Origin of the sequence: Pseudomonas sp. DCB_BI (assembly GCF_026240995.1) — a bacterium.
Lineage (GTDB): Bacteria > Pseudomonadota > Gammaproteobacteria > Pseudomonadales > Pseudomonadaceae > Aquipseudomonas.
In genome coordinates this window covers 73,579-93,871 of the sequence record NZ_JAPFCG010000017.1, presented here as the reverse complement: position 1 = coordinate 93,871, position 20,293 = coordinate 73,579, and the positions used below count along the sequence as shown (strand labels likewise).

General features: G+C 62.5%; 21 protein-coding genes, 1 pseudogene and 1 riboswitch. Of the genes and pseudogenes, 10 read left to right on the top strand and 12 right to left on the bottom strand.

What is annotated here, in order from left to right; translation table 11 throughout:
• Window positions 1-58 precede the first annotated feature (58 nt).
• The 8 genes from ribE to OO258_RS18820 all read left to right on the top strand — a co-directional run bounded on the left by ribE (window position 59) and on the right by OO258_RS18820 (window position 5,348).
• Complete coding sequence (gene ribE / locus OO258_RS18855) at window positions 59-535, top strand: 6,7-dimethyl-8-ribityllumazine synthase (protein ID WP_003255395.1); 477 nt, start codon at window positions 59-61, stop codon at window positions 533-535.
• Complete coding sequence (gene nusB, locus OO258_RS18850; protein WP_266032037.1) at window positions 532-1,032, top strand: transcription antitermination factor NusB; 501 nt, start codon at window positions 532-534, stop codon at window positions 1,030-1,032. The genes ribE and nusB overlap by 4 nt, the downstream gene beginning before the upstream one ends.
• Before the next feature lie 18 nt (window positions 1,033-1,050).
• The gene (gene thiL / locus OO258_RS18845) at window positions 1,051-2,019 is read left to right on the top strand and encodes a thiamine-phosphate kinase (protein ID WP_266032036.1); all 969 of its coding nucleotides are present in this window, start codon (window positions 1,051-1,053) and stop codon (window positions 2,017-2,019) included.
• The gene (locus tag OO258_RS18840; protein ID WP_010951803.1) at window positions 2,016-2,519 is read left to right on the top strand and encodes a phosphatidylglycerophosphatase A; all 504 of its coding nucleotides are present in this window, start codon (window positions 2,016-2,018) and stop codon (window positions 2,517-2,519) included. The genes thiL and OO258_RS18840 overlap by 4 nt, the downstream gene beginning before the upstream one ends.
• A 16-nt stretch (window positions 2,520-2,535) precedes the next feature.
• On the top strand, window positions 2,536-3,279 hold the full coding sequence (locus tag OO258_RS18835) for a substrate-binding periplasmic protein (protein WP_266032035.1): 744 nt from the start codon (window positions 2,536-2,538) through the stop codon (window positions 3,277-3,279).
• Between the two features lie 223 nt (window positions 3,280-3,502).
• Window positions 3,503-4,120: a GTP cyclohydrolase II gene (gene ribA, locus OO258_RS18830; protein WP_003260612.1), complete on the top strand. Its 618-nt coding sequence runs from the start codon at window positions 3,503-3,505 to the stop codon at window positions 4,118-4,120.
• Window positions 4,117-4,536 (top strand): MFS transporter, encoded by a 420-nt coding sequence (locus OO258_RS18825; RefSeq protein WP_110741770.1) that lies wholly within the window; start codon window positions 4,117-4,119, stop codon window positions 4,534-4,536. The genes ribA and OO258_RS18825 overlap by 4 nt, the downstream gene beginning before the upstream one ends.
• On the top strand, window positions 4,536-5,348 hold the full coding sequence (locus tag OO258_RS18820; RefSeq protein ID WP_110745229.1) for a cobalamin-binding protein: 813 nt from the start codon (window positions 4,536-4,538) through the stop codon (window positions 5,346-5,348). The genes OO258_RS18825 and OO258_RS18820 overlap by 1 nt, the downstream gene beginning before the upstream one ends.
• Before the next feature lie 12 nt (window positions 5,349-5,360).
• Here the strand turns inward: OO258_RS18820 and OO258_RS18815 are convergent.
• The 5 genes and pseudogenes from OO258_RS18815 to ribB all read right to left on the bottom strand — a co-directional run.
• A pseudogene (locus tag OO258_RS18815) lies at window positions 5,361-5,561 on the bottom strand (hypothetical protein); the annotation flags it as partial.
• A 66-nt stretch (window positions 5,562-5,627) separates the two neighbouring features.
• Window positions 5,628-7,523, bottom strand: a complete 1,896-nt coding sequence (gene dxs, locus OO258_RS18810; protein WP_266032034.1) for a 1-deoxy-D-xylulose-5-phosphate synthase — start codon at window positions 7,521-7,523, stop codon at window positions 5,628-5,630.
• Window positions 7,524-7,699: 176 nt separating this feature from the next.
• Window positions 7,700-8,587, bottom strand: coding sequence for a (2E,6E)-farnesyl diphosphate synthase (ispA, locus tag OO258_RS18805; protein ID WP_110745227.1), 888 nt, complete (start codon window positions 8,585-8,587; stop codon window positions 7,700-7,702).
• Window positions 8,584-8,826 (bottom strand): exodeoxyribonuclease VII small subunit, encoded by a 243-nt coding sequence (locus OO258_RS18800; protein WP_003255380.1) that lies wholly within the window; start codon window positions 8,824-8,826, stop codon window positions 8,584-8,586. Before OO258_RS18800 ends, ispA begins: the two co-directional genes overlap by 4 nt.
• A gap of 263 nt (window positions 8,827-9,089) precedes the next feature.
• A complete protein-coding gene (ribB, locus tag OO258_RS18795; RefSeq protein ID WP_266032033.1) occupies window positions 9,090-9,740 on the bottom strand; it encodes a 3,4-dihydroxy-2-butanone-4-phosphate synthase in 651 nt (216 codons plus the stop codon).
• Window positions 9,741-9,820: 80 nt separating this feature from the next.
• A riboswitch (FMN riboswitch) is annotated at window positions 9,821-9,961 on the bottom strand.
• Window positions 9,962-10,111: 150 nt separating this feature from the next.
• On the opposite strand from ribB, the gene OO258_RS18790 reads away from it, so the two are divergent.
• Entirely contained in the window at window positions 10,112-11,092 is a 981-nt protein-coding gene (locus OO258_RS18790; RefSeq protein WP_266032032.1) for a zeta toxin family protein, read from the top strand.
• Between the two features lie 21 nt (window positions 11,093-11,113).
• Here OO258_RS18790 and OO258_RS18785 read toward each other — a convergent pair whose 3' ends face one another.
• The 3 genes from OO258_RS18785 to OO258_RS18775 form a co-directional block, all read right to left on the bottom strand.
• Entirely contained in the window at window positions 11,114-12,007 is an 894-nt protein-coding gene (locus tag OO258_RS18785) for an alpha/beta hydrolase (RefSeq protein ID WP_266032031.1), read from the bottom strand.
• A gap of 100 nt (window positions 12,008-12,107) precedes the next feature.
• Complete coding sequence (locus OO258_RS18780) at window positions 12,108-13,436, bottom strand: sensor histidine kinase (protein WP_266032030.1); 1,329 nt, start codon at window positions 13,434-13,436, stop codon at window positions 12,108-12,110.
• A complete protein-coding gene (locus OO258_RS18775; RefSeq protein WP_266032029.1) occupies window positions 13,436-14,128 on the bottom strand; it encodes a response regulator transcription factor in 693 nt (230 codons plus the stop codon). The genes OO258_RS18780 and OO258_RS18775 overlap by 1 nt, the downstream gene beginning before the upstream one ends.
• Before the next feature lie 181 nt (window positions 14,129-14,309).
• Between OO258_RS18775 and OO258_RS18770 the strand changes: the two genes are divergently transcribed.
• Complete coding sequence (locus OO258_RS18770; protein ID WP_266032028.1) at window positions 14,310-16,487, top strand: TonB-dependent siderophore receptor; 2,178 nt, start codon at window positions 14,310-14,312, stop codon at window positions 16,485-16,487.
• Between the two features lie 112 nt (window positions 16,488-16,599).
• Here the strand turns inward: OO258_RS18770 and OO258_RS18765 are convergent, their stop codons facing one another.
• From OO258_RS18765 to OO258_RS18750, 4 genes are read right to left on the bottom strand one after another with little or no spacing between them, the layout of a single operon-like run.
• Entirely contained in the window at window positions 16,600-17,253 is a 654-nt protein-coding gene (locus tag OO258_RS18765; protein WP_266032027.1) for a c-type cytochrome, read from the bottom strand.
• 9 nt (window positions 17,254-17,262) lie between these two features.
• Window positions 17,263-18,204: a copper resistance protein B gene (locus tag OO258_RS18760; protein WP_266032026.1), complete on the bottom strand. Its 942-nt coding sequence runs from the start codon at window positions 18,202-18,204 to the stop codon at window positions 17,263-17,265.
• Window positions 18,194-18,511 carry a hypothetical protein gene (locus OO258_RS18755; protein WP_110745218.1) on the bottom strand — a complete coding sequence of 106 codons (318 nt, stop codon included), beginning with the start codon at window positions 18,509-18,511 and terminating at the stop codon, window positions 18,194-18,196. The genes OO258_RS18760 and OO258_RS18755 overlap by 11 nt, the downstream gene beginning before the upstream one ends.
• Window positions 18,512-18,525: 14 nt before the next feature.
• The gene (locus OO258_RS18750) at window positions 18,526-20,247 is read right to left on the bottom strand and encodes a copper resistance system multicopper oxidase (protein WP_266032025.1); all 1,722 of its coding nucleotides are present in this window, start codon (window positions 20,245-20,247) and stop codon (window positions 18,526-18,528) included.
• Window positions 20,248-20,293: the final 46 nt, after the last annotated feature.

The window sequence follows — 20,293 nt, the reverse complement described above, 5'->3', positions numbered from 1 at the left end:
CAGACCCCTGTCGAGGCCGCTTGTATGCGGCCTCGCTCTTGAAGATGAGAATATCGGAATGACCCTGAAGACCATCGAAGGTACCTTCATCGCCCCCAAAGGTCGCTATGCTTTGGTGGTTGGCCGCTTCAACAGCTTCGTTGTCGAAAGCCTGGTAAGCGGTGCCGTCGACGCCCTGGTTCGCCACGGTGTCAGCGAAAGCGACATCACCATCATTCGTGCCCCGGGCGCATTCGAAATCCCGCTGGTAGCACAGAAGGTCGCCCAGCAAGGCGCCTACGACGCGATCATCGCCCTGGGCGCCGTGATCCGTGGTGGTACCCCGCACTTTGAATACGTGGCAGGCGAGTGCACCAAGGGCCTGGCCCAGGTGTCCATGGAGTTCGGTGTTCCGGTGGCCTTCGGCGTACTGACCGTCGACTCCATCGAGCAAGCCATCGAGCGTTCCGGCACCAAGGCCGGCAACAAAGGTGCTGAAGCTGCCCTGTCCGCTCTGGAAATGGTCAGCCTGCTGGCGCAGTTGGAGGCCAAGTGATTAGCGACGAAAGCGATCGTTTCAACCCGCGCGATCCAAAACCTGCGGATGCCGGCAAGCCGTCGAAGAGTGCAAAGCGCCGCGAAGCCCGCAAGCTCGCGACCCAGGCCCTTTATCAGTGGCACATGGCCCAGCATTCGCTGAACGAGATCGAAGCGCAGTTCCGGGTCGATAACGATTTCACCGATGTCGACGGTGCCTATTTCCGCGAGATCCTGCATGGGGTCCCGGCAATCAAGGGCGAAATCGACAAGGCGCTGGTGCCGTGCATGGCCATCGCCCTGGACGAGCTCGACCCAGTCGAGCTGGCCGTATTGCGCCTCTCCACCTGGGAGCTGATCAAGCGCGTCGACGTACCGTATCGCGTGGTGATCAACGAGGGCGTGGAACTGGCCAAAGTCTTCGGTGCCACCGACGGTCACAAGTTCGTCAATGGCGTGCTGGACAAGCTCGCCCCGGCCCTGCGTGAAGCAGAAGTCAAGGCGAACAAGCGCTGATCCCGGCGCAGCCAGGCCATGGGTGAGTTCGAGCTGATCAACCATTACTTCGCCGCCGCGCCTTGTGCGCAAGGGGGCGAGGGCGTGGCCCTGGGGATCGGTGACGATTGCGCCTTGCTGGATCTTCCCCCCGGTGAACAACTGGCAGTGTCGACCGACACGCTGGTCGCCGGGGTGCACTTTCCTGCTGTTTGCGACCCGCTGCTGCTGGGCCAGCGTTCGTTGGCCGTGGCGGCCAGTGACCTGGCAGCCATGGGCGCGACTGCCATCGGTTTTACCCTCGCGCTAACCCTGCCTGACGTGGGTGCGGACTGGCTGGCGGCTTACGCCGATGGCCTCAGCCGCATGGCCCACCGTTGCCGTATGAGCCTGATTGGTGGGGATACCACCCGTGGCCCGCTGAGCATCACCGTGACCGTGTTCGGTCGCGTGCCGGCTGGCCAGGCGTTGCGCCGCTGCGGTGCACGGCCTGGCGACCTGCTGTGTGTTGGTGGTTCGCTAGGGAAGGCTGCCGGTGCCTTGCCGCTGGTGCTGGGCGAACGCCAGGCGCCACCCGAGCAGGCCGAGCCGCTGCTGGCCCATTACTGGTCACCGATGCCGCAGCTCACCCTCGGTGAACTGCTGCGTGGCAAGGCCACTGCGGCGCTGGACATCTCCGACGGCCTGCTCGCTGATTGCGGGCACATTGCCAAGGCCTCCGGCGTGGCGCTGGAGGTGAACCTGGCGCAGGTGCCAGTGTCTCCTGCCTTAGAGGCATTCCTCGGCCGCGAAGCGGCGTTGCAGGCAGCACTCACCGGTGGCGACGACTACGTACTGGCATTCACCTTGCCGCCCGAAGCGCTGGCGCCCCTGGCTGGCCTCGGATTCATCGAGGTCCATATCATTGGTCGTGTGCTCGAAGGGCGGGGTGTGACCTTGCGCGACTCACAGGGCCAGGACATAACCCCCGTCCAGCGGGGCTATCAACACTTTAGGGAGACACCGTGACCGATCACCCCAACCAGGTGCCTGCGGAGTTCGTTCCGCCTTCGGTCTGGCGCAACCCTTGGCACTTCATCGCCTTTGGCTTCGGTTCCGGTACCTTGCCCAAGGCGCCAGGTACCTGGGGCTCGCTGGTAGCCATACCGTTCATCCCTTTATGGCAGCTGCTGCCCGACTGGGGGTACTGGCTGTTGCTCGGCGTGAGCATGCTGTTCGGCTTCTGGCTATGCGGCAAAGTCGCCAATGACTTGCGCGTGCACGACCATGAAGGCATTGTCTGGGATGAGATCGTCGGCATGTGGATCACCCTCTGGCTGGTGCCGGAAGGCTGGCAGTGGCTGCTGGCGGGGTTCCTGATGTTCCGCTTCTTCGACATCCTCAAGCCGTGGCCGATCCGCTGGATCGACCGGCATGTGCACGGGGGCGTCGGCATCATGCTCGACGATATCCTGGCCGGCGTGTTCGCCTGGCTGGGCATGCAGGTTCTGGTGTGGGCGGTTGCCTGAAACAGGGAGCGCGTGAATGGCCATAAGGATTGTGCTGCTGGCAATACTGGTGATCATTGCCCCGTGGGTGACGGCTGCTGAAGGTGTGCCCAGGCAGATCCACCTGGTCAGCGAGGAGTGGCTCGACTACACCAACGCCGACGGTACCGGGGTGGCCTGGGACGTGCTGCGCAAGGTGTTCGAACCGGCCGGAGTCAAGGTGGTAACGCAGAGTGCGCCGTACAGCCGGGCGGTTGGGCTGGTGAAGCGCGGCGAGGCTGATGCCTGGGTGGGCTCGTACAAAAACGAGAACGAAGACAACCTGTACCCGCGCTGGCACTTCGATATGGACCATATCTATGCCTTGGGGCTGGCCAGCAAACCTGTGCCTACCGCGCAGGACGTGGGCAAGTATCGCTTGGCCTGGGTCCGCGGCTACGACTACGGCAGCTATCTGCCGAATGTGCACGAGTTCCGAGAGATTCAGCGTCGTGAAGGCATCCTGCCGATGCTCGAGCATGACCGGGTCGATTTCTACATTGATGCACAGACTGAAGTCGACTACGTGCTCGGCCAGTCATCGCATCCCGAGCGGTTTCGACGTACTCATGTGGCCGAGCTGCCGCTGTACTTGGCTTTTGCCCGTAACGACCAGGCCAAGGCCCTGCGCGACCTGTTCGACAAGCGCATGGCCGAGTTGGTGCGCAGTGGCGAGCTGAAGCCGATTTTCCAGCATTGGAAGCAGCCATATCCGTTCAGTTCGGATAGCAAGCCAAACTGAAGCCGGGGCGCCTGGCGCCTCTGTCGCCGGCAAGCCAACCCCCGCAATTGATGCGCAAGTCTCAACACGGGAGGCTACTGATTTGCTGGCAATAGGGCCGGGATGCTGAGCCTAAGCATCGAACTTTTCGATCTTAACCCACCGTATTCAGCCAGCCCACATTCCCCAACCTGCTGATACAATCGGACAACGAGAAATTTCCTACTTATTCCAGGAGCACAACGTGCCCGTCGTCTTTGTTGCCGCCTCTAAACTCCCGACTCCCTTCGCGACCTTCACCATGCATGGCTTTCTCGACGAAGCCACTGGCCGTGAGCATGTGGTGCTCAGCCTGGGTGATATCGCGGACGGCCAGCCGGTTTTGGGGCGCCTGCATTCCGAGTGTCTGACCGGCGATGCCCTGTTCAGCCAGCGCTGCGACTGCGGCTCGCAGCTGGAAGCCGCGCTGCAGGCCATCGCCCGCGAAGGCCGTGGCGTGCTGTTGTACCTGCGTCAGGAAGGCCGCGGGATTGGTCTGTTGAACAAGATCCGCGCCTACGAGTTGCAAGATGGCGGCGCCGACACCGTCGAAGCCAACGAGCGCCTGGGCTTTGCTGCCGACCAGCGCGACTACGCCATGTGCCTGCCGATGCTCGAGCACCTCGGCGTGAAATCTCTGCGCCTCATGACTAACAACCCGCGCAAGGTCAAAGCCCTGACCGACATGAACATTGTCGTCGCAGAGCGTGTGCCGCTGCACACCGGGCACAACCCGCACAACCGTTATTACCTGGCGACCAAGGCCGGCAAGCTGGGCCATATGCTGGGCAACGAACACCAGGGCGAGGTGCCTCAGGCGTGACACGCGCCGAGGTCAAGCGGCGCTTGGCGCTGGCCTGGTGGCAGTACCTGGCAGTGGGCTTGGTGCCGTTGCCCGTCATGGCCTGGGCGTTTGGTGGCGGTGATGCGCTGATCCCGGTGCTGGCCATGCCGTTGTTCATTGCCGGGGCGGCCACCATGTTCCTCAGCCTGCCGCGTTTTGGTGCCTACAAGCGCGCACTCATTGCCACCTCGAAGGTGCTTGGCACTGGCGAAGAGCCCGCCGCCTGGATCGAGTTGGCGCGGGTACGGCGCCTGGCCATGCTGTATGCCTGCTTCCCAGCCTGGGTCGCCGCACTATCAGTACTGGTCGGCCTTGAGGCGGTGCCACAGATCCTGCTGGCGTTGTCCACCGTAGTGGTGCTGTACCTCTATCGCATACCACGCCAGCTCGGCTGATGCGCCTGCTCCCTGGCCTGCTGGCGCTGTTTGCCTGCTCCGTACTGGCTGGTGAACCGCTGCGCGTAGTCAGCCTGGCCCCTTCGATGACGGAAATCATGCTCGAGCTGCAGGCCGATGACCTGTTGGTGGGCGTGCTTGACGGTGGTGAGCGGCCGGCGGGGTTGCGCGACCTGCCTTCGCTGGGGCGCCAGGGGCAGCTGGACATGGAACGCCTGCTCAGCTTACGCCCCGACTTGTTGCTGCTGTGGCCGGGCAGTGTGCCCTTGGCCCAGCGCCACCAGCTCGAGCGCCTTGGCATTGCCACCTTCAGCGCCGAACCCCATGACATCGACCAGCTCATCGAGCAGATCGAAGCCATTGCCGGGCGCATCGGGCGCGCCGAGCAGGGGCAGCGGTACGCGCAATCCCTGCGTGAGCGGTTGCAGCAGCTGCGCCAGCAGTATCGACGGGATGAGCCTTTGCAGGTGTTCTACCAAGTCTGGGATCGGCCGCTGTACACCCTGGGAGGCGGTCAGGTAGTCAGTGACGCGCTGGCTGTGTGCGGGGCGCGCAATGTGTTCGCCGACCTCGGCCAACCGGCGCCACAGGTGAGTGTGGAGTCTGTGTTGCTGCGCAATCCACAGGTCATCCTTGCCGGCGATCAGGCACAACTGGCGAGCTGGAAAGCCTGGCCGCAGCTGCGTGCGGTCGCCGATGAACGCTTGCTGGTGGTGCCTGACAAAGGCCTGGAGCGACCCAGCGGGCAGATGATCGAAGCCACCGCCCGCCTGTGCGCGTTACTAGCGGCTAAAGCGCCGGCGTCCAGGTGATGCTGAGCAGGAACGTGCGGCCTTGGTACCACGGAAGACCGTATTGGCGGCGCTGGTAGCGGTGCGAGATTCGACCTGGCGGCTGGCGCTGATCAGCACGTCTGGGAGCTTGAGGGCGTCGTCGCGCTCAGCGGCCAGAAGGAATGTTGGGGCACAGAGAATCGCGCCACAGGCAGACTTTTCATGGGCAGTTACGAAGCATCCTCGGGTCAACCCGCTCCCACAGGGGCGCTACAGCGCTTGAGCACTGTGCAGCCCCGGTAGGCGCGGGAGAGGCCCTTACAGGCCGAGCTTGGCCATGCGGGCTTTCACTGCGGCCTCGATCCCGGCTGCATCCAGCCCGCACTCAGCCAGCATCTGTGCCGGCTTGGCATGCTCGACATAGATATCCGGCAAGCCCAGGTGCAGAAGCGGCTTGAGCACTGCCTGGCTGGCAAGGAACTCACCCACCGCAGCCCCCGCGCCACCCATGATGGCGTTCTCTTCGATAGTTACCAGCAACTCATGGCTTCCAGCCAGTTCCAGCACCAGGGCTTCGTCCAGCGGCTTGACGAAGCGCATGTCGACCACGGTGGCGTTGATCTGCTCGGCAACCTGCATGGCCTCGGCCAATTGCACGCCGAACACCAGCAAGGCGACTTTCTCGCCTTTGCGGCGGACCACACCCTTGCCGATTTCCAGCGGCTCAAGGTCTCCACTGATCGGTGCATTCGGGCCGGTGCCGCGCGGGTAGCGCACTGCCGCCGGGCCGTTGTACAGGTGGCCGGTGCTGAGCATCTTGCGCAGCTCGTTCTCGTCGCTCGGGGTCATTACCAGCATGCCCGGGATGCAGCGCAGGTACGACAGGTCGTAGCTGCCCGCATGGGTCGGGCCGTCTTCGCCCACCAGGCCGGCGCGGTCAATGGCGAACAGCACGTCGAGGTTCTGCACCGCCACGTCGTGGATCAGCTGGTCGTAGGCACGCTGCAGGAAGGTGGAGTAGATCGCTACTACCGGCTTGCTACCCTCGCAAGCCATGCCGGCCGCCAAGGTGACGGCGTGCTGCTCGGCGATCGCGACGTCGAAGTAGCGTTCCGGGTAGCGCTCGCTGAAGTCGACCAGGTCCGAGCCTTCCTTCATCGCCGGGGTAATGCCCACCAGGCGGTTGTCGGTAGCGGCCATGTCGCACAGCCACTGGCCGAACACGGCGGAGTATTTCGGCCCGCTGGCTTTCTTTGGCGCGGCGGGCTTGTCGGCCGGCTCCAGCTTGGTGATGGCATGGTAGCCGATCGGGTCGATCTCGGCTGGGGCGAAGCCCTTACCCTTCTTGGTCACCACGTGCAGGAACTGCGGGCCCTTGAGGTCACGCATGTTGCGCAGGGTGGCGATCATGGTCGGCAGGTCGTGGCCATCGATTGGGCCGATGTAGTTCCAGCCCAGTTCTTCGAACAATGTGCCCGGCACCAGCATGCCCTTGGCGTACTCTTCGGTGCGGCGGGCAATTTCCCAGGCGCCTGGCAGCCGCGACAGCACTTTTTTGCTGCCTTCGCGCATGCTCGCGTAGGTGCGGCTGGAGAGGATCTTGGCCAGGTAATTGGACAGGCCGCCGACATTGCGCGAAATCGACATGTCGTTGTCGTTGAGGATGACCAGCATGTCGGCGTTGACCTCCTGGGCGTGGTTCAACGCCTCGAAGGCCATGCCGGCAGTGAGTGCGCCGTCACCGATCACCGCGATCGACTTGCGCGCGCTGTTTTGCAGGCGGGCGGCAATGGCCATGCCCAGCGCGGCGCTGATCGAGGTGCTGGAGTGACCGACTCCAAAGGTGTCGTACTCGCTTTCGCTGCGGCGAGGGAAGGCGGCGATGCCGTCCTTCTGGCGCAGGCTGAGCATGCGGTTACGGCGCCCGGTGAGGATTTTGTGTGGGTAGGCCTGGTGGCCCACATCCCACACCAACCGGTCGTCCGGGGTGTCGAACACGTAGTGCAGGGCGATGGTCAGCTCGATCACGCCCAGGCCGGCACCAAAGTGCCCACCGGTCTGCCCCACGGTGTAGAGTAATTCCTGGCGCAACTCGTCGGCCAGGGTCTCCAGGTCGGCTTCGGCCAGCCGGCGCAGGCCGGCAGGCGTGTCAGCGCGGTCGAGCAACGGCGTGACCGGGCGTTCGCGGGGGATCTCTTGAAACGTCGTGGGCATCAGGCGAGTCGTTATAGGTGTGTGAAGACGCGGCAGTTTAACCCATTGTGGGAAAAGTGCCCATTCGACCACAGGTTACGCGGCCCCTGCGGGAGCGGGTTTACCCGCGAATGCGATATTGAATTTACTGGCGCATTCGCGGGTGAACCCGCTCCCACAGGGAATGGTGTAGCTGCTCAGTTGCGGCGTTCGACGATGTAGCGCGCCAAGGCCCGCAACGGCTCGGCGGTTTCGCTGAACCCTTCCAGTGCGACCAGCGCCTGGTCGCGCAGTTCGATCGCATAGGCTTTGGCCGCTTCCAGGCCCAGCAGGGCCGGGTAGGTCGGTTTGTCACGGGCGATGTCTGCCCCTTGGCGCTTGCCCAGGGTGGCGGTGTCGCTTTCCACGTCGAGGATATCGTCCTGTACCTGGAACGCCAGGCCGATCGCCTGTGCATAAGTCTGCAGGGCGTCCAGTTGTGCCTGGTCGGCGCGGGCACTGGCCAGGGCGCCGAGGCGTACGCTGGCTTCGATCAGCGCGCCGGTCTTGTGCCGGTGCATGAATTCCAGTGCCTGCTGGTCAAGCTTCAGGCCCACCGAACCAAGGTCGATAGCCTGGCCGCCGACCATGCCGGCCGGGCCAGCAGCCTTGGCCAGGGCCTGGACCATGGCCAGGCGGATACTGTCAGCCTGCGGGCTCAGCCGCGGATCGAGCAGGGCGCTGAAAGCCAGGCTCTGCAAGCCGTCGCCTGCCAGGATGGCGCAGGCTTCGTCAAAGGCTTTATGGGTGGTCGGCTGGCCGCGACGCAGGTCGTCGTCGTCCATGGCCGGCAGGTCGTCATGCACCAGGGAATAGGCATGGATCAGCTCTACTGCGCAGGCAGCGCCGTTGGCCTGTTCGGCAGCGGCACCCAGGGCTTCGCAGGCCGCGTAGGCCAGCAATGGGCGCACGCGCTTGCCGCCGTTCATCACGCTGTAGCGCATGGCGGCGTAAAGGCGTTCGAGCTCTTTGGTCGGGGCAACGAACAGCGGCTCAAGGGCAGCGTCGACCCGTGCCTGACAACTGGCCTGGTAGGTGCCGATCATGCTTCCGGCTCCGCGTCGAACGGCTGGGCAGCCAACTCGCCGTCGCGTTCCAGCAGGATTTGCACCTTCTGCTCCGCCTGGGCCAGGGCGCCCTGGCAATCACGGGTCAGGGCGATGCCTTGCTCGAAGGCGGCCAGCGACTCTTCCAGCGACAACTCGCCGTTCTCCAGGCGCTCGACCAGTGCTTGCAGGTCTGCGAGGGATTGCTCGAAATCGAGGGAGGCTTTTTTGCGGGCCATGGCGACTGTCTCGGTGGCATTCAGAACGGCGCGACACTAGCAGAGCGGGGCGGGGGGAGCAAACTTGTGTGGAGCAGGCCGCTGGAGCGACCGCTTGTATGTACGAGGCGATATCGCGCGATGCGCCAAGGCGTCCGCGCGCGAATCCCACAGGAATAATTGGCCCGAAACAAATGTAGGAGCGAGCGCAGCTCGCGATGCGCCGCGTGGGCGGCGCTCGATTTCAGCGCCGCCATCTGCCTCAAGTCAGGCGCAGGAAACTATCAAGCCGTGGCAGCTTCCCGTTCCACCATGGCTTCACGGTACCGGGCCAACTCTTCGATGGTCAGCACAGGCAAGTTGTACTGGCGCGCATACACCGCCACTTGCTCGCCACGGGCCATGGTTCCGTCGGGGTTCATCAATTCGCACAGCACCGCCGCCGGCCGCAGGCCAGCCAGGCGCGCCAGGTCCACCGAGCCTTCGGTGTGCCCGCGGCGCGCCAGTACGCCGCCATTGCGGGCGCGTAGCGGGAACACATGCCCAGGGCTGACGATATGGCGCTGCTCGGCGCTGGAGCGCAGTGCCGCGGCAATGGTGGTAACACGATCCTGGGCTGAAACCCCGGTTGTGATCCCTTCCGCCGCCTCGATGGTGACGGTGAAACCGGTGCCATGGCGGGCTTGGTTGTTCTGCACCATGGGCGCCAGCTGCAGTTCGTCGACTGTGGCCTCGTCCAGGCACAGGCAGACGATGCCGCTGCAATCGCGAATCATCATGGCCATGGTCTGCAGCGAAATGTTTTCGGCGGCGGCAATTATGTCCGCTTCGTCCTCGCGGTCGTCATCGTCGAGCAACAGCACAGGGCGACCGGCCTTGAAGGCGGCGATGGCAGCGGAAACATTGGGGTATTGCGAGTGGTGCTGGGTGGACATGAAACGCTCCTCGTGAATGATCGATGAACGTCTCGGGGCGAACAAAATGCGCGCGCAGGGGCGCCCGAATGGCCCCTGCCTGACGCCTTCTTTCATCCGGACTATGACCGTCGGCTCTGGAGTCGCACCAGATCTGCTGACCCCCGGCATGGCCGGGGCGCTCGCGGGCTCATCTTCGATTTACCGCCGGTGGGGACTTTCACCCCGCCCTGAAGACCAAGCAAGCATACAGCACTGTGCCACCCTACTGGCAACCCGCTGCTCTACCGTCTTCGACAAGACGGGCAGCAGTAAGCATTTACCCCTTTTTCACCTGCCGCAGCGCCTACCTTGGTGACGGTCACATTGGCAAACCAAGGAAACGAACCGTCATGTCCTCTCTCCATCCTTTTACCGATACCGATCTTCATGTCGCATTCAGAACGATTGTCGACTCGTTGTTCGACAAGAAGCGTGACTACGTCGACGGCGTACTCAAGCCCAAAATGCTCATCATTGCCGGTGCACAGGGCTCGGGTAAGACCTACTTGCTGGAAAACACGCTGTTGAAGAGCGGGCGGTACGACAATTATGTTCGCCTTTACGAAACCCATTTTCGTGAGCTGCACCCTCATTACCGGGCAATGGAAGACAAAGGCGTGCTCTATGTCTATGAGCATACCGAGCCGTTCATCTGGCGCCTGGGCGCGATGATTTGCACGTATGCGATGGATAATGGATACAACATCATCATGGAGACCGCGCTCGACAGCCCTCATTTCGCTGACTTTCCACCTGAAGCCGCCCGCAAAGGCTATCAGAGTGAGGTCCACCTGATTGCGTGTCAGAAAGAATTCAGCCACTGGTCGACCCTGGATCGTGTGGTCAACAGTGTTGGCAATCATGAGCTCGAGCGTGTGGTCAGCCTGACGCAGATCGAGGAGGCGCAGATCAATGGCAGGGCCATCATCGATGCTTTCGAAAACGCCTGTATCGAGGTGCCAGGTTCCGAAATCGTGCTTTATCGACGTGGCCTTGAGACGGACAGGAATAGCCAGCCGGTCTGTCACAGCACCTGTCCTGAAAAAGGGCTCCTCGTGCCCCAACAGACCTACCAGGGCAGAGCATTCTTCCGTGGGGCAGACCTGAAGATCGATTTCAAGGTCCAGCGCAGTCCCCAGGCCGATTTCCCCTGTTCCTATATTCAGTATGCACAGGTGGTGCATGCCGGCCTGCTGGGTTCGAAACACCGTCGGACGATGGCCGAACTCAATTGCAAAACCCTCGGCCAGGCTCAGAAGCTGATGTCGCAGCTGCCTGTGGATGTCTACCGCGAGCTGTGCCTGTACGTGCTCAAGTACGCGCAACCTTGAGTCGGACGTGCGCAGGGCGGGTCACTGGCCAGACATGCCTTCGATTACCTTGCGCAGGGAGGCGCCTAGCATGGGCCCATGCCCCAGACCCTCGAAGCGCTCAAAGCGCACGTCGAGGCCCTTGATCGCAGCCAGATCTTCCGGCAGTTGGCGCGCAGGCAATTCGTCGTTCTCGTGCGGCGAACCATGCGGGCTGGCGGGCTCCTGCCCGCCGCGCATCAGCAACAGGTGCGGGCGCGCCTCGCCCAGGCGTGAGGGCAGTCCTTGCGCCTCCTGGGCAATGACGCCATCGCCCCACCACAGTGACGGGCTGGCAGCGGCGTAAACGCTGAATTCGCCAGGGCGGGTAAACAGTGCGTGAAGCACGGCGAGGCCACCATAGGAGTGCCCCCACAGTGTCTGTCGTTGCGGATCGATCGGCGCCACAGCCGACACCATCGTACGCATGCGCCCGGTCAGAAGCTCAAGGAACGCATCGACCCCGCCGCTGGGTTGGCCGGTCAGCGGATCACGCTGTTGCGCCTGCCCCGGCAGCGCCGGGGTGTAGTCCAGGGTGCGGCTGGTCCTGTCGATACGCAGTTCGGTCCGGTAACCCACTGCCACCAGCATGGGCGCCTGGCCCGTGGCGAGCCTGTTCAGCAACTGCTGATCCAGCGCTCCCAGCGCAGCATTCCCATCGAGCATCCACAGCACCGGGTATCCCGATGCCGGCGCTGGGCGGTCCGGCTTGCCAACCCACAACCGGTAGTGACGCAGGCCATCGGCCGAGGCCAGATCAAGCTGGCTGAAGTGATAGCCCAGGTCTTGGCGCTGTAGCACCGCCGTGTCCATCTTCTGGTCATGCTCGGGCTGTGCCATGACCAGAGGGGCCGCAAGGGCAAGTGCCAAGGCCAGCGTCAGGGTCTTCTTGCTCATCGGGCGTCTCGTCATGGCTTTGCAAGGAGGGCAAGGCTTGAGCGGCCAGATGATAAACAGTCCCGATGGAGCGTAAAGCGCATTAACTTTCTAAACAGTCTCAGGCCGCAGGCAAGGTCATGTGCAGGCACAGGCCCGGGTGCCCATTGCTGGCCCACAACCGCCCGCCTTGCAGTTCGATGGCGCGGCGGGCGATAGCCAAGCCCAGGCCGAAACCTGCGCCGCTGTCGGCCAGGCGCTGGTAAGGCTTGAAAATACGCTCGAGGTCGGGGTCAGGGACGCCGGGTCCTTGGTCGCTCAGGCGCAGGTGCCAGTATGTGCCCTCACGCCAGCCATCAAGGCTGACCCGGCCTTCGGTGGGCGAGTGGCGAATGGCATTGCGCAGCAGGTTTTCCAAGGCCTGGGCCAGGCTGTCCAGATGCGCCTGCACCAGGCAATCGGTGCCCAGTGAACACGGCAGGCGCACTCCGTCCCAGCCGCTTTCGAAGCACACGTCCTCACACAGGGCTTCCCAAACGGAAAGCACCAACACCGGCTCGGTCGACAGGCTGGGCTGTTCGGTGTCCATCCAGGCCAGGTCGAGGGTGTTTTCCAGCAACTTCTGCATGTCGGCCACCTCACGGTCCAGACGCTCGCGCAGCTGCGGCGGTGGCAAGTCGCTGTCATGGGCGATACGCAGCCGTGCCAAGGGCGTGCGCAGTTCGTGGGACAGCGTTCGCAACAGCAGGCGCTGTTGCTCAAGGCTCTGACGCAGGCGCGCGGCCATGTGCTCGAACGCCTGAGCCAGCTCTCCCAGTTCATCGCGGCGTTCCTGCAGGGGCAGGGCGGGGCTGTCCAGGTCATCGGCCCGCAGGGCGTCGGCGCGGTCGCGCAGGCGGTTCAGCGGCACGACAAGATGCCGGTATAGCGCAAGGCCCAGCAGCAAGGCCAGCAGCGCGGGGGCAACGCCGTGAGTGACCACATGGGTCCAGGGTGTAAGGCCTGTGGGTAGCAGCCGTTCGGGCAGTTGCAGCACCAGGCGGCCATGCTCGGGGTGTTGCGGAAATTCGATGCTGACATACGGCAGCTCATCCTGCAGGCGCCGGCTCATCGGCCAGTCGAGCTTGCGCATGAATGTAAGGTGGCTGGCTTCCTCGGCGCTCAGCGGCGTGGTGCCAAGGCTCTGCAGGTGTGGGCCGATCACGGCCACCCAGGTGTCCTCAGCCCGTTCCAGCTGCTTGCGCCAGGCCTCGGCGCCGACCGCGCCGTTCTGCTCCCACGCCTGTTCGGCCTGTTGTGCATAACGCGCCAGGTAGTCCTGATCGGCCTGGGACAGGAAGTAGGTGCTGCGTTCCACTGAAAGGCCCCAGGTCCAGATCAGCCAGGTCAGCAGCAGGCAGAAGCCGACCTGCAGCACGGCCAGTTTCCACAGCAATGGATGGCGACGCATCAGGGCTGTTCCGTGTCGACCAGGATGTACCCTTGGCCCCGTACCGCCTGGATCTGTAGATGCTGGGCGGTGATGTCGGCCAGCTTGCGGCGCAAGTTGCACACATGCACATCCAGGCCACGGTCCAGGCGGGTGTAAGCGCGGTGCAGCACAGTCTGGTAGAGGAATGGCTTGCTCAAGGCTTCGCCAGGATGGGCACGAAGGGTAGCCAGCAAGCGGAATTCGGATGCGGTAAGGCCGGCAGCCTTGCCGTTGTGGATAACGTCTTGGCGGTCATGATCCAGCATCACTTCACCGACATCGGCACGCACCGCCGTACCTCGATCAAATGCCACGCGCCGCAGCAATGCGTCGACCCTGGCATTCAGCTCGGCCAGGCTGAACGGTTTGGGCAGGTAATCGTCCGCACCACGGGTAAAGCCGCTGATGCGATCTTGCTCGGCGCCCAGCGCCGACATCAGCATGACCGGCACTGCTTGATGGCGGCGCAGTTCATCGAGCAGGCTGAGGCCGTCGATGCCCGGCAGCATGATGTCCAGCAGCACCAACTCAAAGCGCGAGTGCTGTATGGCGTTCAGGGCCTGGGTGCCGCTGGCGCAGGCATGCACCTGAAAACCGCGATTGAGGAAATGACGTTCCAGGTCCTGGCGCAGGCGTGGGTCGTCTTCGGCGAGGAGCAGTGAGATGGGCACGGTGAGCCTTGAATGAGAACTTCTATCAGTTACGGATCATCCCATTGCCGGTGGCCCGAGGGCAACGCTCCATTGTGTTAAGAAGGTTAATGATGCTGCACCCCTGTTTTCGCTCCGGTATCGTTCGCAAAAAGCAACTTGTTTCGTTTGCGAATTGTTATCACTTGGGGATAGGTGTGTCATGAACGGTTTCATCGGTGTGGGGTGCCCGCGACGGGCGCGTGGCTGGCTGGTGCTGGGGTTGCTGGCGCCTTTTTCACTGTCGGCACTGGCTGAAACGGTAGCGACCCAGGCGACAGCCGAAGACCGCTCGCTGGACCTGCCGGCACTGACTATCGAAGGCAACCGCCTCTACGACATGCTGCCTTCGGAAGACACAGGAGGCTACAGCGTCGATGCCGCTACCGTGGGCACCAAGACGCCGGCGGCGCTCAAGGACATCCCGCAGTCGATCACCGTGTACACCCAGGACTACGTCAAGGACCGCCAGTTCGTGCACCTGGATGACCTGGCCAAGTACACCGCTGGCCTGCGTACCCTGACCAATGACAGCGGCCGCTCGTCGATCTACGCCCGTGGCTACGAGTACAGCGAGTTCAATATCGACGGCCTGCCGGCGCCCATGGCCAGCATCTTCGGCACTGTCCCGTCGTTGGCGGCGTTCGACCGCGTCGAGATCATGCGCGGGCCGGCCGGGCTGTTCAGCAGTACCAGCGAGCTGGGAGGCATCGTCAACATGGTGCGCAAGCGCCCGACCGCCGAGTTTCAGGGGCATATCGAAGGCAGCTACGGCACCTGGGACACCAATCATGAGGAAATCGACCTGAGCGGACCGCTGGACGAGGCCGGTCGCGTACGCGGGCGCTTCATCGCATCCCGTGACGACACCAATGGCGAAGTGGACTACAACGCCAACACCAGCAACACCTACTACGGAGCGCTGGACATCGACCTGGACGACGCCACCACCCTGTCGTTCGGCCTGATGCACGAGGTGAAGAACATCACCCCGCACAACGGCTACCCGGCCACGTTGTCCGGCGAGGTGCCCGACTTCAGCCATTCGCGTTTCCTGGGCGCCGACTGGAACTACTTCGACGGCAAGACCACCGACCTGGTCGCCGAGCTGACCCACCGCTTCGACAATGGCGGTTACGGCCGTGTCGCGGCCCGTGGCTCGCACCGCGACACCAACTATCTGTACGCCTTCACTGCAACCAATGCCACCACAGGCGCCAACTCGGAGCGCGCCAGCGCCCGTGATTTCACTCAAGACACCTATTCGCTGGACGCCAGCTACAGCCAGCCGTTCCAAACCTTCGGGCAGGTAAGCGAGTTTGTGGTCGGGAGTGACTACAAGAACTACGACACCGAGTACCTCAACGGCACCACCAATCTCGGCGCGATCAACGTGAATACTTACTCGCCGAAGCAGTTCGCCAAGCCGTCGCCCAACTACAGCACCGAGACCGGCATGCAGGAAGAGGAATACGGCCTGTACTCCAAAGTGACCTTCCGCCCGGTGGAGCGCCTGGCGCTGATTGCCGGTGGCCGCTTCAGCTGGTATCGCGGTGACTTCTACACCACCACCCTTAGCAGCGGCGCCACCACCAATGACAGCAAACGCGTCGACGGCCACTTCACCCCTTATGGCGGCCTGGTCTATGACCTGACCGACAACCACGCGCTGTACGCCAGCTATTCGCAGGTGTTCAAGCCGCAGTCCGACACCGACAGCAACGGCCGGGTGCTGAAGCCGCGTGAAGGTGAGCAGTACGAGTTCGGCCTCAAGAGCAGCTACTTTGGCGGCGACTTGAATACGCGCTTCTCGGTATTTCGCCTGACCGACAAGAACCGCGCTACCACCGTGTACGATGCTGATGGAGTGGCCACTACCGACTCCGTGGCATCCGGCAAGACCCGCGTGAAGGGCGCGGAAGTGGAAGTAAGCGGCAAGCTGACGCCGAATTGGGAACTGCTGGCCGGTTACACCTGGATGGAGACCGAAACCGTCAAGGGTGACGCCGAAACCACGTTCTTCATCATGCCGCGCAACCAGGCTTCGCTGTGGAGCAAGTACACCATCAACCAAGGCCCGCTGACCGGCCTGGCGATTGGTGGCGGAATTTCCGCGATGAGCAACTTCTACTCCGAAAGCGGCGGCGTGCGTATCGACGCGCCGGGCTACGCGACGGTGGATGCGATGCTGTCGTACCCGGTGACTTCGAAGCTGACCGCCACCTTCAACGTCAACAACCTGTTCGACCGGGACTACCTGTCGCGGGTGGGCTCGACCTCCACGTTCAACTTCTATGGGCCGTCGCGTAGCATGATGGTTGGGGCGCGGTATGACTTCTGATTGGCGTTGTGGCGTGTAGGTTTACGCCCACGGTTTTGCAGCGTGTATGAGACCGAGTGCCGCCCGCGCGGCGCTTCGCGAGTGAATGCAACGCTGATAACCAACAGCACAATCAGCCACCATGGCGATGCTCCTTGCCATCACGGTGAAGATGCGTCTTCGACGCCGGCTTAGAGTGGTGATCACTGCCGGCGTCGTCTTGCCCATGTTGGCCTTCATGGTTGTGCATGTCACTTTCACCGCCCCCATGCTGGTGGCCGCCGCTGCTTGTGACCATCGCCCGGTACTGCTGAGCATTCATCTGCGGTAGCTGATCCAGAAAAGCCACCATGCCCCAGATGTACGAATCATCCATGCTCTTGCCCCAAGCCGGCATACCCGAAGCCTTGATGCCGTGCTTGATGGTCCAGAACGCAACCGCGGGGTCACCACTGGCGCCGAGCTTGCTCAGGTCGGGGGGCGACGGGTACAGCGCTTGGCTCAGCTCTGTCTTCTCGATGCCAGGGGCAAGGTGGCAACCGACGCACATGGCGTTGTAGTTGCCCGCGCCCATGCGAATCAGGTTCTCATTCTTGAGGTTCGGTACCTCGATGTCCTTGGCCCGTACCTTGATAGAGCGATCCCGGGCCATGGCGAGAAAGGCATGCACTGCCGGGAAATGGGGATCATCAGCCCCGACGTTCACCAGGCCAATGTAAGCTACGCCCAATACGCCCGCACTCGCCACGGCGCCTGCTGCAACCAGCGTTGTAATTGTTTTTTTCATGTCGGGCTCTCAAAACCATAGGCGGATGCCGGCAACGAAACGCGCTTCATCCACTTCGCCACCCTCGTTACGGGCGAAATCAGCCGTTTTGCCGTAGGAGCGGTTCCAGGTGATGCCTATGTAAGGTGCGAACTGACGAACGATTTCATACCGTAGCCGCAGCCCGATTTCGGTATTCGCCAAGCCGGAGCCCACGCCTCGCTCGGGGTCGTTCTTGCCATAGAAATTGGCTTCAGCGGTTGGCTGCAGGATCAGGCGGTTGGTCAGGAGAATATCGTAGTCACCTTCCAGGCGCGCGGCCGTTTGACCGTTCTCACCCATGAACGCGGTGGCTTCGGCTTCAAAGCCGTAAAGCGCCATGCCCTGTATGCCGAACGCTGCCCAGGTCTGCGGGGATTCCGGTTTGAAATCCTGACGCACCCCGGCAACCACATCCCACCAGGGGCTGATCGAGCGGCCATAGAGCAATTGCAACTCGGCATCTTCGGTCACGCCGTTGGTGCGTTCGCCTTCGGAACGAACCCACAGGCGGTTGATATCGCCGCCGATCCACCCGGTAGCATCCCAGGCCAGGCTGCTACCTTCGTCTGCATCCTGATACTCAAGCTGGTCCAGCAAGAAGAAGCTATTGAGTGCGCTGTCGTGTACCTGATGCCCGCCCAATGGGGGAAATGCCGCCTGCCGGTCTGCATCCGTCAATTCGGGAATCGGCGTTCGGCTGGTCGTAGCAGGGCTGGCAGCACCATGGTTCATTTTCGAGTGATCCATGCTCCCATGATCCATGCCCTGCATGCTGCCATGATTCATCTGGCTATGGTCCATGCCCGGCATGGAGCCGTGTCCCATCGCTGCATGGTCCTTATCGCCAGCGGCGAAGCTGGGTGCAGCACCCAGCATGCCGAGTGAAACGCCCAGGGCCAGCAGCGAGGGGCGCGCTGGGCTATTGGCCATCTTTCCCTGCCTTAGCGTTGGCGCTGCCATGCGATTCCATCATCTTGCTGTGATCCATACCTTCCATCGAACCATGGTCCATGCCTTTCATGGCACTGTGATCCATACCCTGCATGGCGCTGTGGTCCATGCCCTTCATGGAACCGTGATCCATGCCTTGAGCGCCCTTGGCTTTAGCTGCATCGGCGGCCTTGTGAGTGTGTTGCTCATGGTTGTCGGCGGCCCACGACGACGGAGCATAAACAGCCAAGAGGCCAGCCATCGCAGCAGAGAGGAAAAACGCACTTCGTTTCGTAAGGTTGTTCATCTCGTATCTCCAGTTCATTCGTCCACGCGGACTTCTCGGAACATGCCCATTTCCATGTGGAACAGCAGGTGGCAGTGATAGGCCCAGCGTCCCAGAGCATCCGCAGTCACGCGGTAGCTTCGTTTTGAGCCAGGCGGCATGTCGATGGTGTGCTTGCGCACCATGAAGTTGCCGTCCTCATCCTCCAGGTCGCTCCACATGCCATGCAGGTGGATGGGGTGAGTCATCATGGTGTCGTTGACCAAGGTGATACGCAGGCGCTCCCCGTATTTGAGGCGTAGCGGCTCGGCATCGGAGAACTTGACCCCGTCGAACGACCAGGCGAACTTTTCCATGTGGCCTGTGAGGTGCAACTCGATTGTGCGGCCAGGCTCTCGGCCGTCGGGATCAATGAACGTGCTGCGCAGGTCCGCATACGTCAGCACACGCCGGCCGTTGTTCCGCAGCCCGATGCCCGGGTCGCTCAGCTTCGGCGTTGGGCTCATCGTCTGCATGTCGACCAGGGGGTTGTTGGTCTCTGAGTCAGGATGGCGCTGCATGGCCCCACTCATGCCGGCCATGCTGCCGTGATCCATACCGGCCATCTGGCTGTGGTCCATGCCGGTCATGCCGCTGTGATCCATACCCATGTCACTCATGGTAATCAGCGGGCGCGGATCAACAGCTGGAACAGCCGCTTGCAAGCCCTCGCGGATGGCCAAGGTGCCCCTGGCGTAACCGGTACGGTCCATGGATTGAGCAAAGAGGGTGTATGCCTGCTCATTTTCGGGCTCGACAATTACATCGTAGGTTTCAGCAACAGCGATACGTAACTCGTCGACCGAAACCGGCTTCACATACTGCCCATCTGCCGCAACCACCGTCATCTTCAGGCCGGGAATCCGCACGTCGAAATACGTCATGGCCGAGCCGTTGATAAAGCGAAGGCGGATTTTCTCGCCAGGCTTGAAAACCCCCGTCCAGTTGCCGTCCGGCGTCTGGCCGTTCATGAGGTAGGTGTAGGTGTATCCGCTCACGTCTGCCAGATCGGTGGGGCTCATGTTCATTTCGGCCCACATCGTGCGATCAGCCACCGCAGCGGACCAGCCCTTTTCGCTCACGTCGTTGACGAAATCACCCACCGTTCGTTTGTGGAAGTTGTAGTAATCAGACTGCTTTTTGAGCTTGGACAGAACCCGAGCAGGGTCTTCATCTGTCCAGTCGCTGAGCATCACCACGTAATCCCGGTCATAGGTGAACGGCTCGGGTTCTTTCGCATCGATGACCAGCGCGCCGTACACCCCAACTTGTTCCTGGAAACCTGAGTGACTGTGGTACCAGTAGGTGCCGTTCTGATGGACTGTGAATCTGTACTCATACAGGCCATCCGGGGCGATGCCGTGGAAGCTCAGGCCAGGCACACCATCCATGTTGGCCGGCAGGATGATGCCGTGCCAGTGGATGGAGGTGTCCTGCTGCAAACGGTTGCGCACGCGAAGCGTAACGGTATCGCCTTCGCGCCAGCGAAGCGTAGGGCCCGGCAATGATCCATTGATTGCCATGGCTGTGCGCGTTGCGCCGGTGAAATTGACCGGCAGTTCACCGATGTACAGGTCGAAGTCAGTGCCTGTCAGCACGTTTGCCTGGCCAGGGCTGGTCAAGGCCCACACCGGCGTGCGCCACATGCCCAACCCGCCAAGCAGTCCAGTGGCGGCCAGGCCTTTGACGAAGGTGCGTCGTGTGGTTTTGCTTTGCATGCCGTTGCGTCCAGTCGTATGGGTTGCGGATATCCCGGCTGCTGGA